The organism is Aliirhizobium wenxiniae (genome assembly GCF_019511445.1).
GTDB classification, from domain to species: Bacteria; Pseudomonadota; Alphaproteobacteria; order Rhizobiales; family Rhizobiaceae; genus Neorhizobium; species Neorhizobium wenxiniae_A.
Genome location: NZ_JAEUAN010000007.1, coordinates 30766 through 47509 on the forward strand (window position 1 = coordinate 30766; position 16744 = coordinate 47509).

At 59.5% G+C, this 16744-nt stretch carries 16 protein-coding genes, 1 tRNA gene and 1 pseudogene; 5 read left to right on the forward strand and 13 right to left on the reverse strand.

The features are described 5' to 3' along the window. Positions 1-50: 50 nt before the first annotated feature. Positions 51-1829 carry a methyl-accepting chemotaxis protein gene (locus tag JNB91_RS10535; protein ID WP_220325473.1) on the forward strand — a complete coding sequence of 593 codons (1779 nt, stop codon included), beginning with the start codon at positions 51-53 and terminating at the stop codon, positions 1827-1829. 95 nt (positions 1830-1924) lie between these two features. On the opposite strand, the gene JNB91_RS10540 is transcribed toward JNB91_RS10535, so the two are convergent. Next, positions 1925-2233, reverse strand: a complete 309-nt coding sequence (locus tag JNB91_RS10540; RefSeq protein WP_220325474.1) for a hypothetical protein — start codon at positions 2231-2233, stop codon at positions 1925-1927. A 252-nt stretch (positions 2234-2485) separates the two neighbouring features. Between JNB91_RS10540 and JNB91_RS10545 the strand changes: the two are divergent. From JNB91_RS10545 to JNB91_RS10555, 3 genes and pseudogenes are all read left to right on the forward strand, one after another. Next, positions 2486-3316 (forward strand): annotated as a pseudogene (locus JNB91_RS10545) (NAD(P)-dependent oxidoreductase); the annotation flags it as partial. A gap of 39 nt (positions 3317-3355) precedes the next feature. Beyond that, a complete protein-coding gene (locus JNB91_RS10550) occupies positions 3356-3688 on the forward strand; it encodes an Rdx family protein (RefSeq protein ID WP_220325660.1) in 333 nt (110 codons plus the stop codon). A gap of 92 nt (positions 3689-3780) precedes the next feature. Continuing rightward, a tRNA-Leu gene (locus tag JNB91_RS10555) sits at positions 3781-3867 on the forward strand. Positions 3868-4003: 136 nt separating this feature from the next. Here JNB91_RS10555 and JNB91_RS10560 read toward each other — a convergent pair. From JNB91_RS10560 to JNB91_RS10575, 4 genes are all read right to left on the reverse strand, one after another. Then, entirely contained in the window at positions 4004-4372 is a 369-nt protein-coding gene (locus JNB91_RS10560) for a hypothetical protein (RefSeq protein WP_220325475.1), read from the reverse strand. A 234-nt stretch (positions 4373-4606) separates the two neighbouring features. Next, on the reverse strand, positions 4607-5452 hold the full coding sequence (locus tag JNB91_RS10565) for a C40 family peptidase (RefSeq protein WP_220325476.1): 846 nt from the start codon (positions 5450-5452) through the stop codon (positions 4607-4609). Between the two features lie 11 nt (positions 5453-5463). Next, positions 5464-5814, reverse strand: a complete 351-nt coding sequence (locus JNB91_RS10570; RefSeq protein ID WP_220325477.1) for a MarR family transcriptional regulator — start codon at positions 5812-5814, stop codon at positions 5464-5466. A 54-nt stretch (positions 5815-5868) separates the two neighbouring features. Continuing rightward, positions 5869-7269, reverse strand: a complete 1401-nt coding sequence (locus JNB91_RS10575; RefSeq protein ID WP_220325478.1) for a leucyl aminopeptidase family protein — start codon at positions 7267-7269, stop codon at positions 5869-5871. A gap of 132 nt (positions 7270-7401) precedes the next feature. Here JNB91_RS10575 and JNB91_RS10580 point away from each other — a divergent pair, with 132 nt between their 5' ends. Further along, entirely contained in the window at positions 7402-8247 is an 846-nt protein-coding gene (locus JNB91_RS10580) for a tetratricopeptide repeat protein (protein ID WP_223218135.1), read from the forward strand. 3 nt (positions 8248-8250) lie between these two features. Here the strand turns inward: JNB91_RS10580 and JNB91_RS10585 are convergent, their stop codons facing one another. The 8 genes from JNB91_RS10585 to cpaB are packed head-to-tail and all read right to left on the reverse strand — an operon-like array spanning position 8251 to position 16657. Continuing rightward, complete coding sequence (locus JNB91_RS10585) at positions 8251-8682, reverse strand: GFA family protein (RefSeq protein WP_430736265.1); 432 nt, start codon at positions 8680-8682, stop codon at positions 8251-8253. A gap of 50 nt (positions 8683-8732) precedes the next feature. Further along, positions 8733-9671 (reverse strand): type II secretion system F family protein, encoded by a 939-nt coding sequence (locus JNB91_RS10590; RefSeq protein WP_220325662.1) that lies wholly within the window; start codon positions 9669-9671, stop codon positions 8733-8735. A 46-nt stretch (positions 9672-9717) separates the two neighbouring features. Further along, complete coding sequence (locus JNB91_RS10595; protein WP_220325480.1) at positions 9718-10731, reverse strand: type II secretion system F family protein; 1014 nt, start codon at positions 10729-10731, stop codon at positions 9718-9720. A 21-nt stretch (positions 10732-10752) separates the two neighbouring features. Beyond that, positions 10753-12246 carry a TadA family conjugal transfer-associated ATPase gene (locus JNB91_RS10600; protein WP_220325481.1) on the reverse strand — a complete coding sequence of 498 codons (1494 nt, stop codon included), beginning with the start codon at positions 12244-12246 and terminating at the stop codon, positions 10753-10755. A 33-nt stretch (positions 12247-12279) separates the two neighbouring features. After that, a complete protein-coding gene (locus JNB91_RS10605) occupies positions 12280-13572 on the reverse strand; it encodes a CpaE/TadZ family protein (RefSeq protein WP_222857504.1) in 1293 nt (430 codons plus the stop codon). Positions 13573-13602: 30 nt separating this feature from the next. Continuing rightward, a complete protein-coding gene (locus tag JNB91_RS10610) occupies positions 13603-14289 on the reverse strand; it encodes a CpaD family pilus assembly protein (protein ID WP_220325664.1) in 687 nt (228 codons plus the stop codon). 59 nt (positions 14290-14348) lie between these two features. Beyond that, positions 14349-15848 carry a type II and III secretion system protein family protein gene (locus JNB91_RS10615; protein WP_220325482.1) on the reverse strand — a complete coding sequence of 500 codons (1500 nt, stop codon included), beginning with the start codon at positions 15846-15848 and terminating at the stop codon, positions 14349-14351. Positions 15849-15856: 8 nt separating this feature from the next. Further along, positions 15857-16657 carry a Flp pilus assembly protein CpaB gene (cpaB, locus tag JNB91_RS10620; RefSeq protein WP_220325483.1) on the reverse strand — a complete coding sequence of 267 codons (801 nt, stop codon included), beginning with the start codon at positions 16655-16657 and terminating at the stop codon, positions 15857-15859. Between the last annotated feature and the right edge of the window lie 87 nt (positions 16658-16744).

A 16744-nucleotide genomic window follows, 5' to 3' on the forward strand; every position in this document is an offset into this window, starting at 1 on the left:
ATTAATATAATTATCGCAGTGTCCCCGTTTTGCCTTGAGGGTAATCAAACATGTTTCCGTTCCAATCCAATTCAGACCAAGTTCTCAACGCTCTCGATCTGTCGATGGCGATCATCGAATTTGACTTGGAAGGGCGAATTATCAAGGCCAACAAGAATTTCTGCGACCTGATGGGCTACCACCCGCAGGAAATAATCGGCCAACATCACAGCCTGTTTGTCGAAACCAATTACGCAAAGTCGCCGGACTATACGACCTTCTGGAACGCATTGCGAAAAGGCCAGTTCTTCGCGAGCGATTTCAAGCGGATCGCGAAAGGCGGCCGGGAAGTCTTCATTCGCGGCAACTATAATCCGGTCACGAATAGCAACGGCAAGGTGATCAAGGTCGTCAAGTTTGCCAATGACATCACCGAGTCGAAATTACACGCGCTCGACACGGCCGCGAAGATCAACGCCATCTCCCGTGCCCAGGCAACGATCGAATTCAATACGGATGGCACGATCATTGGTGCCAACGAAAATTTCCTGTCTACGCTCGGTTATAACCTCAACGAAATCGTCGGACAGCATCACCGGATATTCATCGATCAGGCATATGCCGCGTCCGCTGATTACGCACGTTTCTGGGAGCGGCTTCTGTCGGGCGAATTCGTTGCTGGCGAATTTACGCGCATTGCCAAGGGCGGACGCAATGTCTTCATCCAGGCGTCCTACAATCCTGTCTTCGATGACGCCGGCCATGTCATCAAGGTCGTCAAATTCGCAACCGACGTGACGCAGCGGGTGGAAAATGTCGAAAAACTGGCCTCCTGCCTGACCAACATGGCGGAAGGTGACCTTTCCCAAAAGATCGATACACCTTTTATCGCTTCGCTGGAAAAGTTGCGCATCGATTTCAACACTGCATCCGCCAAGCTGCGTGACGCCATGGCGACGATTGCGGATAATGCCCGCGCTATCGCTGCAAGTTCCAGCGAAGTGCGCGTCGCAGCCGACGATCTGGCGCAGCGGACGGAGCGCCAGGCCGGCTCCGTGGAAGAGACTGCGGCCGCTCTCGAAGAAATCACCACAACCGTCAAGGATTCCAGCAAGCGTGCGGAAGAATCCGGTGCGCTGGTCAATCGCGCCAAGGCGGATGCCGAACGTTCGGGCGAGATCGTTCGCGAAGCAATCCGTGCCATGGATTCGATCGACCACTCGTCACGCGAGATTTCCAACATTATCGGCGTCATCGACGAGATTGCCTTCCAGACCAACCTTCTCGCTCTCAACGCCGGTGTCGAGGCAGCGCGAGCCGGTGAAGCGGGCAAGGGCTTTGCCGTGGTGGCTCAGGAAGTGCGTGAACTGGCACAGCGTTCCGCCGGAGCCGCCAAGGAAATCAAGGCCCTGATCACCACGTCCGGCAATCATGTGGCAAGCGGGGTCGATCTCGTCAGCAAGGCAGGAACCGCGCTGCAGGAAATCGGCGGACAGGTGCATCACATCAATTCCGACATCATGGCCATCATCGACGCTTCCCGCGAGCAATCGCTGGCGCTTGGCAATATCAACCACGCGATCAACGAAGTGGATCAGGGCACGCAGCAGAATGCGGCGATGGTCGAACAACAGACCGCCGCAAGCCGCAGTCTGGCCAATGAATCACAGGCGCTGTTTGCACTGCTCGAGCAGTTCCGCTTCGGCCAGGCAAGTGGGCGCGCAGTAACTCCCGTACCGGCAGCAGCACCGGCCATACGATCGGTATCAAAGTCGGGCCGCCCGGCACCACAGTTCCGCACGGCCGGATCTGCCGCGCTTGCCGTCGATCCCGGCTGGGGGAATTTTTGAACCGTTACCGGCCTTGTGTCCGGTGTGAAACGAAAAAACCGCCCGCTCTATGAGCGGACGGTTTTTATCGTTTACGGGATAGCTGCTAACCTATGTTAGCCGCCATTGCCGCCACCTGCCGGGGCTGCCGGAGCCGGTGTTGCCGGAGCGGGTGTTGCATCAGGCGCCGGCGTGGCCGGAGCAGGCGTAGCGGGAGCCGGGGCCGCAGGTGCTGCCGGCTGGGTCGTCGAGGACGTCGTCGTCGCATCGGTGGGCGCGCTACCCATTTGCGACCAGACGAATGCGCCCACGACGATCACGGCAAGCACAGCAACCCAGCCCATCCACGACGAACTACTGCGGGGGGCAGGCGTCGGCGTGCGCAGATCAGGGCGGTTGTCATTCGGATTGGGATCATAAGCCATTTCGTTTCCTCCTATTCCAGCCAATAAAATGCGCGTTACCGCAATTTGTTCCGTAGCGGGGCATTTCTCGGCAGACTGCTCGGAAATGGCATTTGCGAAACAGACCGGCTAACGCACGTCGCGATCTTTCAGATTCGCTCGCCGTGCTTTAGCTCTTTGTTTTTGCGCATGTCTTTATCCCGAAACCGGTGACCACTTTCGGGAGACATGCTGTAGGACGTTTCTTCAGCCAGAGAAGACGGGAGGATTCGCATGACAAAACCTCGTATCGGCATTATCGGACTGGGACGCATGGGGCGCGCCATGGCAACGCGGCTTGCTTCAAACGGCTTTGCAGTGGCTGGCTGGAGCCGCAGCGGCATTCCGGCGGATTTTTCCAAAGCGGCATCCGCCTGCGCCGACATCCCTCACCTTGCCGAGATGTCCGACATCATCATCCTCGCGCTTCTTGACGACGCGGCCGTCGATGCCATGGCCGGAAGCCTCGCTTTAATGGACCTTTCCGGCAAGCTTATCATCGACACCAGTACGGTGAGCCCGCTGACACTTCGCAGCCACCAGGCCGCAATCGAGAAAAAGGGTGGCAGCCTGCTGGATGCCCCCATTTCGGGCGGGCCCGAAACGTTGCTTGCCGGAAAGGCAGGCTTTTATATCGGAGGGGGCGAGGACGATTATCGCCGCTTCCTGCCGGTCGCAGAGGCGCTTTCCGATCGTATCCACCATGTCGGAGCACTCGGCCACGGCGCGGCCTCGAAGCTGATCAACAACATGATGCTGACGGGACTTTGGGAAAGCCTTAAGGAAGCCCTGCAACTCGGCGCCCGGGCAGGCCTTTCGCGCGAGAAGATGATCGAGGTCCTCTCCGGCAGTCCAGCGGCCAGCCCCGCCATGAAGGGCCGCCTGCCTGTCGTCCTGGGCGAAACGGATCATGTCGGCTTTCCTGTTTCAGGCGTGATCAAGGATGTCAGCGTGGTGCGCGATTACGCCGCGCATCTCGATGTGGCCATCCCGGCGATGCATGCGGCGCTGGCAAGCTTTCAGAGTACAGCTAAAGCCGGTTTTGCCGACGCCGACCTAGCCACGATGGTGAAGCTTGCCTTGCAGGAGGCGATGGAAGGCACCATGCCGAGCCCGGCAACGGGTTCAAACAGTAAGGCGCATATCACCATTCTCTATTGCACCCAATGCAACTGGCTGCTGAGAGCGGGCTGGATGGCGCAGGAGCTGTTGCAGACTTTTGGTGATTCGCTCGGAGAGGTCGGCCTCATTCCCGGCACCGGCGGCGTGTTCGAGATAAGGATCGACGGCACTCTCATCTGGGAGCGCAAACGCGATGGCGGCTTTCCCGGCCCGAAAGAGCTGAAGCAGCGTGTTCGCAATGTCATCGATCCCGATCGGGACCTCGGCCACCTGGATCGCCATTCCGCCAAAACCGGGGCCGAAAACCCGACCTGAGGCTGTTCTCAAAAACTTTTTTGGCAGCTGACACAGAAACTTCAAAAAGCCGGTTGACAGGAAGGTGCCACCCCCGTACATCGCTCCTCGTCGCCCAGATGGCGGAATTGGTAGACGCGCCAGCTTCAGGTGCTGGTATCCGAAAGGATGTGGAGGTTCGAGTCCTCTTCTGGGCACCATTCCCATTGATTATGCTTAGTAATTGGCCCGCTTGCGGGCCTTTACTATTTTTGGATTTTGCGTTCCAGCGCGGCCTTTCGGCGTGCAGGATCGGGTTGTTTCCAAGCCCCGCCGGCCCGCCATCGCGGGCCTATTTCATTCGGGGAGATGGCGCGGATTGAGGCCGGGGACCCATTGGTTATTGGGTAGATTCGTTCCCGTATAGGTGACCCCGCTCGGCGTTTCACAGCGATAGACCTGAACGGGAAGATCATCCAGAATGCTACCCCGGAACCTGCGGCGTGGCTCAGATGTGTAACCGACGCCGGTGGTGCAGCGATAACCGTCGGAGATCTCGGCCTTCACCCGCTCTTCCTCCGGAACGACGCCGGGGAGATCCTTGAAATAGGTCTTCATCGACGGGCCGAATGCGTCTCCGTCTGCCGCGAAGACCACCGAAGGCACGGCCGCGAGGATGAGCACGACCAGCATCGTTGCCGGCAATATCCATGCACCTTTGAGCATCGGTGAAAACTCCATACCTCGGACTGCTGTTTAAGCCAAAGCACGCCGCGATCTTTCAGATTCGCTCGCCGTCCTTCAGCGCCTTGCTTTTCACATGTCCTTATCCCGAAACCGATGACCACTTTCGGGAGACATACTGTAAAGATAGGTGCAAGCGGTCTCTCATGCCATCAAGGCCAAGCCAACATTGTCGTGATGACGGAACTATGGCCGCAAACGTATAATTTTGCCGCATCACGGGATGCGGCGATAGCCGGTCGGCTGCTCATACAGCCAGCCGATACGCTTTACTGCCGCTTCGAAATTCTCTCTTGCCGCAGTCATCGTGTGGCCATTCGCGTGCAGAAGCGTCTCTTCGTCTTCCATGATGCCGACATGGCCTTTCCAGAAAACGAGATCGCCGCGGCTGAGGTCTTCACGGCTGATCGGATTGCCGAAGGATGCCTGCATGTCGGAATCGCGCGGAGCCTTTTTGCCGACCATCATCAGCGCCAGCTGGACAAGACCGGAGCAATCGATGCCGAAACCCGAACGCCCGCCCCAGAGATAAGGTGTCTCAACGAATTTTGTGGCGACGGACACATAGTCTTGCGCCATCGGCTCACCGACCGGCAGGCAGTGGGCGGCAATGACGGCCCCGCCTTCGGCCAAAAGGAAATAACGCGTACCGCGCGTTTCAGCATCGCCGATGATGGTGACAAGGCTGCCCATCGAAAGTGCTCTGAGGGGCGACTTGCGCAATTCCGCTTCCGGATAAACGAAGGTCCGTACGGCCGTAATCCGGTGCGTGGGCTCTACGGCAGGACCGATCATCTCTTCCGGCAGATAACCGACATAACCGTCCGCATCGGCCTGCACCCAAGCAAAACCGTTTGCGCGATCGAAAACGCGGACACTCTCGCCATGGAGGAGTTCGGTATCTATGCCGCGTCCGAGATCCGGAAAGGGCCTCAGGGCTGCGACAGGCGTCACGACGCAGGCGGGTTCGCCCCTGACGAAGCGGGCCGCCTCGACCTGGCCTTTCAGCGCCTCTGCTGCGAGGTCCGGCCGGAAGGCATTGAGACGTCTGTCCAGTTCCATGGTCTTGTCCTTTACGAGGCGGATCGTTTGGCTTCCAGAATGATCAGGTCGCCGAGTTTTTCCAGATAGAGAGCGCCGCCGATGGTTCGTTTTATCACGACATTGCGGCGATCGCGATCATCCCGCACACGATCGACCAAGCCCAGTTCACCCATCCTGTCTAGCGCGCGGGTGATCACGGGTTTGGTCACGCCGAGCGTTTCGGCAAGACCCCGCACGGTGTGCGGCGGCGGCACCAGATAGATCTGCAACAGGATCGCCATCTGCCTGAGCGTCAGGTCAGACGCTTCGCCCCTCACCTCTTCCAGTGAAACGCGGTGCCACAGGCCAAGCGCCTCCGTTGCGGTCAATTCGATCGGCATCCGATATCTCCAACGGATGCCGATCGTAACGTCAAACCGTTACCGGTCTGTTTTTCATTTTCCGGCTTCCGCCATATCGCGGATCACGCGATAGAGCGCACGGATGGCGAAGGCTTCGCCGCCGACCGGCGAATGCGGCTTCTCGGAAGGGTTCCAGCCGTAGATGTCGAGATGGACCCAGCTCGGCGAGGCCGTGACAAAGCGCTTGAGGAAAAGCGCCGCGTTGATCGAGCCGGCCATGCCGCCGGAAGGCGAATTGGTGATGTCGGCCGCGCGCGTGCGCAGATCCTTGTCGTAGCCCATCCAGAGCGGCATGCGCCAGACGGGATCGGCCGTCTCTTTCGCCGCCAGCGACAGCTTGCCTGCAAGGGCCTCATCATCGGTGAAGAAAGGCGCCAGTTCCGGCCCGAGCGCCACGCGGGCGGCACCGGTCAGCGTTGCCATGTCGATCAGAAGATCCGGCGGGGTTTCGTCGGCATAAGCGAGCGCGTCTGCCAGAACCAGACGGCCTTCGGCATCGGTATTGTCGATCTGGACGGTGATGCCCTTGCGGCTCTTGTAGATATCGCCCGGACGGAAAGCGTTGGACGAGACAGAGTTCTCGACCGCCGGGACCAGCACGGTCAGGTCTACGGGGAGACCTGCATCCATGATCATCAGTGCAAGGCCCATGACATTGGCGGCACCGCCCATGTCCTTCTTCATCAGCGCCATGCCGGTTGCGGTCTTGAGATCGAGGCCACCCGTATCGAAGCAGACGCCCTTGCCAACCAGCGTGACACGCGGATTGCCCTTTTTGCCCCAGCGCATTTCAAGCAGGCGCGGCGCAACGGCGCTTGCGCGACCGACCGTGTGGATCAGCGGAAAGTTGTTTTCCAGAAGCTCATCACCGACGATGGAGGTGACGGTTGCGCCATAATGATCAGCCAGCGCGCGGAAAGCGGCTTCCAGATCATCCGGCCCCATATCGTTGGTCGGCGTGTTGATGAGGTCACGGGCGAGCAGAATGCCGGCGAGTTGCCGTTCGATATCCGCGGCATCGGCATCGCCGGAAATGGCGAGCCGGGCATCTTTCGCCTTTTCCGACTTGTATTTGGTGAAGGAATAGCCGCCGAGGCCGAAACCGAGGGCCAGATGATCAGAGGCGATACCTTGCGCCTCAATCGACCAGTCACCGGGCGGTAGAAGCTTTGCCAGCTTGCCGGTGAGGAAGGGCTGTTCGGCCGGATCGCTGCCGAGGCCGAACAGCACGCGGGAGACGATACCACCCTCGCCGGGAACGGCCAGGACGGAGCCGCTATCTGCCTTGAAACCCGCAGCCTTCGCCCAGGCGACGACATCGGGCGGCAGCGTTGCGCCGTCCAGATCGGCCGGAGTGACGGCCGTTACCGGCTTGGTCACAGCACCGGCAGGTGCGAAAAACGAGGGGCGATGAATATGCTGGAAAGGCGTCATGGCGGCTTTGATAACCTTCGGGAATCATTGGTCTTAACAATTCATTAGGGTTAACAGTTTATTGCTTCATGGGAAATGCGCCACTTCTCATTGCCTTGACATCCATCGAGGCATCGGATCGACGAGACCATGATGATTGCAGCAAAGACATCCTCCAAGCGTTCATCCCTTTCACGCTCGTCCGTGGCCCACGCGGCAATCCTGATCTTCATGGCGATGGCAGTCACCGGCTGCAACACCACGAAGCCCGACAGGATGGCGACCGGCTCCATACCCAAGACCTCTTCCGCGCCACTGGATGGCATGAATGCAGGCGAGCTCGCAGAGACGGAACGCTCGATCGGCGGAGCCTATGTCAAGGATCCGAAAAACCGGGATGTGGGGCTACGTTATGCCACAGTGCTCGGCATGACGGGCAAGCATGACCAGGCGCTTGCGGTGATGCAGCAGGTGGTTATTGCCAATCCCAATGACCGGCAGGTGCTTGCGGCCTATGGCAAGGCACAGGCGGCAGCAGGCCAGCTCGAACAGGCGCTCACCACGATCGGCCGCGCCCAGACACCGGACCACCCGGACTGGCGGCTGATGTCGGCCGAAGGCGCCGTGCTGGACCAGATGGGGCGCTCGGATGAGGCCCGGCAGAAATATCGCATGGCGCTGCAGACGCAGCCGAACGAGCCGAGCATCATGTCCAATCTGGGCATGTCCTACGTTCTTTCAGGCGACCTGAAGACGGCGGAGACCTATATGCGCAATGCCGCCCAGCAGCCGGCGGCCGACAGCCGCGTGCGGCAGAACCTGGCGCTTGTCGTCGGCCTGCAGGGACGCTTCTCCGAAGCAGAGACTATCGCGCGCAAGGAACTTTCCCAGAGCCAGGCGAACACGAACGTCACCTATCTGCGCTCGATGCTTTCCCAACAGAATTCCTGGGCGAAGCTTGCCGACAAGGACAAGCCGGCGAAATCGGCCGTGAACTGATCCCTATTCCGCGACGAATTTCAGTATCCCGGCGCGACCCGACTTGCCGGGAATTCCCCCGTCCGAGGGATGCGACACGCCGTCATTGACGATGACGGACGGGAAGTCGAAAGGGCTGATGCCTTCGAGACATGCCACGTTGACGCCATACTGGTTCGGGTTCGAACGGCGCTGGTGATGTGTGTAGATACCGCAGACCGAGCAGAAATAGTGTTTCGCGGTGTTCGTGTTGAATTGATAGAGGGTCAGTGCCTCTTCGCCAGAGACGATGTTGATATCATCCAGATTTGCCGAGACTGCGATCGCGCCGCGCATCCTGCAGTAGGAGCAGGTACAGCGCCGGGCGCTGCGCAGGCCATCTGACAGCCTGACGTGAAAACGCACGGTGCCGCAATGGCAGGCGCCGTCAATTTCATCGATATTCTCGTCCAGCATCACGCATCCTCCAACAGCGAGGATCAATCCATAACGGAATGCGCAGGGAATTAGAACCTGTCGGAGACCTGGATGCCTGCAGGGCCGAGGATAACGGCGACGAGAACCGGGAGGAAGAACAGGATCATCGGGACGGTCAGCTTCGGCGGCAGGGCAGCGGCCTTCTTTTCCGCTTCGTTCATGCGTTCGTCGCGGCTCTCCTGCGCCAGAACGCGCAATGCCTGCGAGACCGGCGTGCCGTAACGATCCGCCTGGATGAGCGCCTGCACGACCGAGCGAACGATATCCAGCTGTGTGCGGTTTCCGAGATTTTCGAGCGCGGTCTTGCGATCCGGCAGGAAAGACAGTTCCGCCGTGGTCAGCGCCAGTTCTTCGGCCAATTCGGGCGAAGACGTACCGATTTCCTCTGCCGCGCGGCGCATGGCCGCCTCGATGGAATTGCCGGATTCGACGCAGATCAGCATCAAGTCGAGCGCATCGGGCCAGGCCTTCTTGATCGACTTCTGACGTTTGCCGACCCTGTTCGAGACATAGATGTTCGGTGCATAGAAGCCGATATAGGCAAAGCCGACAACCGCCAGAATCCGCAGCCCCATAGGTCTGGACTCAAGATTGCCGAGAACGAAGACCCAGACGGTTGCAAGCAGCAGAAACAGGAAGGGCAGAAGGAAACGCGCGACAAGGAACACGTTCAGCGCGTTCTGCGATCTCAAGCCCGCGGCGCGAAGCTTGTTGATCGTGCCTTCATCGACCAGTGCTTCACGCAGGTTGAAGCGTTCAACGATCTGGCGGACCGACTGGTTGTTCTGCGTGCGAAGGCTTGCCCTGCCCTCACCGTTCATACGTGCTCTCTCGCGAGCCCGCATCTGCTCCCGTTCCGTGGAAACGGCTTTCATCCGCTTGTCGAGATCACCACGTTCCAAAAAGGGCGCTGCCAGCGAATAGAGCGTTGCGAAAACGGCAAGCGCCACCAGGGCGGCGAAGAGCATGGTTGGCTCGGTGATGGCTGCAGCGAGATCTTTCACCGGGCGTTCCTCATATCTCGAAGTTGACCATGTTGCGCATCACCACGATGCCGATCGACATCCAGACACCAGAGACAAGCATGATGATGTGGCCGCGCGGATCGGTGAACAGGATCATCATGTATTGCGGCGAGGTGAGGTAGACGAGCGTTGCGACGATGAAAGGCAGTGCGCCGATGATGACTGCGGAGGCCTTGGCTTCCATCGACAACGCGCTCACCTTGGCCTTCATCTTGCGGCGTTCACGCAGAACCTTGGCGAGATTGCCCAGCGCTTCGGAAAGGTTACCGCCGGCCTGGCTCTGGATGGCGATGACGATCGAGAAAAAGCTCACTTCCGAAAGCGGCATCGTCTGCAGCATGCGTTCGCAGGCCTCGGGTATGCTCAGACCTATCTTCTGGGCCTCGATGACGCGCTGGAATTCCCGCTTCACCGGCTCCTTGCCATCGGAAGCGATCAGCCGGATCGCATCGTTAAGCGGCAGGCCCGACTTGATCGAACGGACCATGACGTCCAGCGCGTTGGGGAACTCCTCGAGAAACTTGTCGCGGCGACGCTTGACTAGAAACCCGACGATCCATCGTGGCAGGCCCAGAGCAAAGACGAAGCCCGCCCCCAGCGAAGCCAGCAACGGCATGCCGATGATCAGCGCTCCAAGGAAGGCGAAGAAACCAAGGGCGGCGGAAAACATGTAGAAACGACCCATCGTCAGCGACAGGCCGGTCTGCGCCACACGCGATTTCAAGCTCGTGTCGGCGATATATTTGTTCTTTTCCTGCTGCTTCTTCTCCAGATCCTTCAAAGAATCCTGCAGGGATTTTCGGCGTTTTGAGAGTTCCTGAACGCGGTCGCGTGCAGCCTTCGCCTTGTTCGTGTCGCTTTCGGCAGCTTTCACGCGGGTCAGTCGCGCACCGGCCTTCTTCTCGGTTTCCAGGCGCGAATACAAAAAGGCATAGGCGACCGCGGCTGCCGAAACGGCGGCCAGCAGCACGATCAACAGCATGGTCAAATCAAGCCCGAACATTCGAACTGCCCTTCAGCCTTCTCAATCCTTTTCCGTTTCCATGGCGTCGAGTGCGGCCGCGAGGCGGCGCTCCTCGCCGAAATAACGGACACGATCCCAGAAATTCGGTTTGACGATGCCGGTCGAGATATGCCGGCCGATAATGCGCCCGGTGGCATCTTCGCCCTGAATATCGTAGCGCATCAGATCCTGGGTGATGATGACGTCGCCTTCCATGCCGATCACCTCGGTGATCTGGGTGATGCGGCGCGAGCCGTCGCGAAGGCGCGCAGCCTGGACGATGACATCGACCGATCCGGAAATGATCTCGCGCACCGTCTTGGCCGGCAGCGTATAGCCACCCATGGCGATCATCGATTCCATACGGCTCAGGCATTCGCGCGGTGTGTTGGAGTGGATCGTGCCCATGGAACCGTCGTGACCGGTGTTCATCGCCTGCAGGAGGTCGAAGACTTCCGGTCCGCGCACTTCACCGACGATGATACGTTCGGGGCGCATACGCAGGCAGTTCTTGACCAGATCACGCATGGTGATCTCGCCCTCGCCTTCGATATTCGGCGGGCGGGTTTCGAGACGCACGACATGCGGCTGCTGCAGCTGCAGTTCGGCCGTATCTTCGCAGGTGATGACGCGCTCATCCCGATCAATATAGTTGGTCAGGCAGTTGAGAAGCGTCGTCTTGCCCGATCCGGTACCGCCGGAGATGACGATATTGCAGCGGACGCGGCCGATGATCTGCAACAGGACGGCGCCTTCCGGCGTGATCGCGCCGAACTTGACCAGTTGGTCGAGGGTCAGCTTGTCCTTCTTGAATTTTCGGATCGTGAGGGCCGGACCATCGAGCGACAGCGGCGGCGCGATGACGTTGACACGTGATCCGTCCGGCAGACGCGCGTCGCAGATCGGCGAGCTTTCGTCCACACGCCGGCCCACCTGGCTGACGATGCGCTGGCAGATGGAGAGAAGCTGGGCGTTGTCGCGGAAGCGGATTTCCGATTCGATCGTCTTGCCGGCGACTTCGATAAAGGTCTGGCCGGCGCCGTTGACCATGATGTCCGCGATATCGTCGCGGGCAAGCAGCGGCTCCAGCGGGCCGTAGCCCAGAACGTCGTTGCAGATGTCGTCGAGCAGCTCTTCCTGCTCGGAGATCGACATGGCGAAGTTCTTGATGGTGATGATATCGTTGACGATATCGCGGATTTCCTCACGAGCGCTCTCATTGTCGAGCTTGGCGAGCTGCGACAGGTCGATCGTGTCGATGAGCGCGGAGAAGACCTGGCTCTTGGTATCGTAATACTGTTCGGTGCGTGCCGGGCGTTTGCGCGCCGGCGCGGCAGGCGCAAGTGGCGGCGGTGCAACCGGCTGGCGAGGAGCAGAGTTTTCTGCCGAAACGTCGGGCCGGGCAGCCGCCTCCGGCCGGGCGGGTGCGGCAGGCGCGGGCGTAAATTGCGGTGCCGGCGGCGATGCGATCGCGCCTCCCTTGCCAAACCCGTCGTTTCCGCGTTTTCCAAACATGCTTCTTAAGACCTAACTATCCGGTTCCGCGACTTATTTCCGTCCCAGCATGCCAAGCATCTTGCCGAGACCGCCCTTCTTTGCCTTCTTGACGGCGATACGGCCGGTGACGACATGGGCGATCTGCGAGAAGGTCTCGGCAATCGGAGATTTGGCATCAACTTCCGCAATCATCCGTCCGCTATTGGCAGCGTTGCCGAACAGGGAGGAATCAAACGGCAGAATGGCGATCGGCGAGATTTCCAGCGGCTCGGTGAAGTCCGACGGGCTGATCTCCGGGCGCTTGGGCATTCCCACCTGATTGAGGATGAGATGCGGGGCGCGGTCATTCGGCCTCAGCTTCTTAAGCGCATCCAGAATGTTCTTGGTATTGCGCAGGTTGGCGAGATCGGGGGCGGCGCAGATGACGACCTCATCGGCATCGGACAGGACCGACGTGGTCCACTCGTTCCATGCGTGCGGGATATCGAGAACCGCGATCGGCGCGCTGCGCTGCAGGATTTCGACAACCGGCTGGAAGGCACGGCCATCGAAATCATAGGAGCGATCGAGCGCAGACGGGGCTGCCAGAAGCGAAAGATGATCCGAGCATTTGGTCAGAAGACGATCGAGAAACACTTCATCGAGGCGCTCGGGGGCGAAAACGGCTTCGGAAATGCCCTGCATCGGATCCTGATCGAAATCGATATTGGCCGTGCCGAAAGGCAGGTCGAGATCGGCCAGAATGGTTTCCGTCGAGAACAGGGTCGAAATGCCGAAGGCGCAGTTATGGGCGATTGTCGAAGCGCCGACGCCGCCCTTTGCGCCGATAAAGGCGATCGATTTTCCCAGCGGCTCTGCATCCGGATCAACGAAAATGGCGGAGATCGCCGCCATCATGTCGACCATCGGCACGGGGGCAACCAGATATTCGGAAATACCGTTGCGCACCAACTCGCGGTAAAGCGCGATATCGTTGTAGCGGCCGATGACAATGACACGGGTGGACGGATCGCAGACTTCGGCCAGAGGCGCGAGCTCGGCCAAAAGATTGCGCGGTTCGGCCGCCGTTTCCAGCACGATCAGGTTCGGCGTCGGCGCGGACGCATACATGTTGGCGGCCGCATCGACACTGCCACTCGTCACACGCAGGTTGACCTTCGCCATGCGCCGGTCGCGGGACAGCTTGTCGACCATGCGCTGGACGCTTTCGCTTTCGCAGAAAGCATGGATCGAGATACGCGGCAGCGGCCGGACGGATTCGAGTTCGACACCCGAGGACTGCTCCTCGGCGTCATCGGCTTTCGACGGCTGTCCATTTACGTCGTATTGAACGGTGCTTATCATCGGATCAGGCCCTGAAACCTTTACGCTTCATCATTCGTCCATGTCCTTGAGCTCAGTAAACGCCCCGCGATAGCGCTCGATCACTTCTCCGCGCTGCTCGCCGTCCGGCGGCGTCATGCGGCGGGGCCCGAGAAGATCGTTCGGGTTGGCGATCTGGGCGGCGAGATTGCTTTGGGTGGCGCAGCCGAAATTGTAGTAATTCTTATTGGAGAACGTATTCAGCGTCATGTCGGCCGGCCAGGTTCCGCATTGATCGGTCTTCGCCGCAATCGCCACATAGGTCAGGCGGATCGGCGCCGATTCACCAAATTCCGATGGAAAACCGGACAGCAGAATTTTTTGGGCTGGAACCCCCATTTTCACCATCAGCTTGCGCGTGGCAGCAGCGGCCGACGCGGCGGCACCCTCGTTGGCGGAACCGCGCGGGGTGACAATCTGGATGATGCCGGATGAAGAGCGGCGATATTCCGCAACGAAACCGGCGATGACTTCCGACTGGCCATTCGTGAGGCCGGTATCACCAGCCGCGACCGGGATATCAATCTTCTTTTCGGCTTCACCGACGACGATCGGATGGCGTGTACGGTAATCATCCGGCAGCGAACCGGTCGTCATGCTGTCCTTGCCGGCGCAGGAAGACAGCAGCGCGGCCGCGCCGAGTACGAGCGCAGCCGAAAGGCGGCCCGTCGAATATCGCGTTGTCTTTCTCGGATCCATGGATGGATGCCTTTCCTGCGAACGGCTGCCGCCGAGGTTTTTGAGCTGAGCTTTTCTGGTCATTTGTAGATGAACCCGACATTGCCCTGATAAGGCGCCGGCGGCGGAGACGCCTCCTTGCGACCGTAGATCTTGTTGACCCGGCCGAAGAACACGCTTTCTGCATCGCTGGCGGGCTGGAAATTGTCGTCGGGACGCGAGAGCTCGTTACGATTGACCGGACGGACGAGATAAGGCGTCGCAATGATGACCAGTTCGGTCTCGTTGCGCTCGTAACGCTTGTTTCTGAACATCGCGCCAAGCAAGGGAACCTTCGACGCGACCGGGGTTCCGTCCATGTTTTGCTGGATTTCATCCTGAAGAAGGCCTGCCAGGCCTATGGAACCACCCGATGGTAGTTCCACAACCGTTTCCGCGTCGCGTTTGCGATACTCATCGACTATGCCAGTAGCGTTCGCAATGGGCTCAGACACCTTGGTCTGGATACGAAGGCTGATGCGTCCAGAAGACAGTACGGTCGGCGTGAAACCGAGTGATACGCCGTATTGATAAGGCGTAACGGTCGTTACGCCATCAACGCCAGTCGTCGTATAAAGTTTTTCACCACCAGAATTGAACGTGGCCGACTGGCCAGAGATTGCCGTAAGCGTCGGCTCCGCCAAGGTTCGTACCGCGTCGGCCTGTTCTAAAGCGTTCATGACCATGTCAAAGTTAAATTTGCCGAGGTTACCCGCCAATTGGCCCACAATACCGTCGCTACCGGTGTCAGCACGAAGCACGGATAAGCCTGATCCCGAGCCAGAAGCATTACGTCGGAAGATGTTATCAAAGCCGAGTTGCTTGATGATCTCGCGGCGGACTTCAGCCACCGTGACCTTCACGGTTACCTGATCCTCGCCTTCGATCGACAGAAGGTTGACGACCTGGGAGGTCTGACGGCCTTCGGCGTAAATTGCGGAATCGCCGCCGTTATTGCCGCTCGTCGCCGTAATCTCTCGCGTGGTCGCCTCACCGCCCTTGAGGAAAGCGGTGGCGAGTTGGGCTGCCTTGGCCGAATCCTGCGGCGTGCGTACCGAACCGGAGAGCACGATATTGTCCGAAACGATTTCGACCTTGATATTTGAATCGGGCAGGAAGCGACGCAGATTTGCCTCGAGGCCGGAAATATCGCGCTCGATCTCCACGTCGAGGGTGACGATCTCCTCGCCGCCCGGGCCGAAGACGAAAATGTTCGTCTGACCGACCGTCTTGCCAAACAGATAGATGCGCCGCGACGTGCGAGTAACAGCATCGGCCATCGATGGGTCGGCGACCAGAATGTCATGGGCATCGGACGGCAGGTCGATGACAAGAGCCTTGTTCAGGCCGATCGTCAGGCGGCGCTTGGCTCCGACACCGCCCTGTGCGATGCGGATAACGCCGCCATCGGCGGCGGCCGCGGCCGTAACACCGAAGAAGGATGGAGCGAAGCTTTCCGGAATACCGGCAAAGGCCAGGCAGACTGCCAGGCCGGTCGATACGGTTGCGCGGGTCTTGCGTTTCAAAATCATAAACCTCATCGCTCCGTTCAATTGGCCTGCGTCGAGCCGGTGATGATCGACCCCGACTTAATGACCTGGATATCCGCCTTGCCACCTCCATGCAGAAGGTAGTCGGCGGCATCGGTATCTGCTTCCTGCGCATCCGCCACGGACCGCAGGGCGAGCGTCAGTCGCTCCGCCATCTGCTGGGCCACCGCGATGACCTTTGCCTGATCCGGCGTAAGCTCAAGGGTTGCGGTCGTGCCGACGACGGCCTTGCTGCCATCCGGCGCTTCCTGGATGTTCTGGTCGATGGCCAGGACGCGGACGTTGTTCAGGACGTTTTCGGTGACATAACCGCCACCGGCATCCTTGTTCTGGCGAACCATGATGACATCGACCCGGTCATTGGGCAGGACAAAGCCGCCAGCACCCGTCGCAACCGAGATTTCGGTGGCGACCGCGCGCTTGCCCGACGGCAGAAGCGAGGACATGATGCGGCTGGAAGAGTCCGCCACTTTTTCAGCCCTCAAAGGCTCACCCTTGAAAATCGGCAGGCGGACGACGGAGCCTTCAAACTCCTTGATCGCATCTGGCCGCGCCTCGTTGGTAATAAGGCCTTCGGCGACAGCACCGCGCGGCCAGTCCAGCCATTCGACCGACTTGTCATTCAAACGACTGCCGACAGGCAGATTATCGGCTGACACCAGAACGCCGACCGTCGGCTCCTTGACGACCGTTTCCACCAGCTGCGGTGCCTGAGGGCCAGACATGTTCATGGCCAAGAGGCCAGCGAGGCCTGCTGCCACGACGGCCACCGTCAGGATGATGATGCGAGCGGGCTTCATTGCCATGTCCCAGAAGAATCTTTGATCTTCCCGACAGAATGGGCGGCAATGGTGTAATTATAGTTAATGAGAAGCTTACAATGCTGG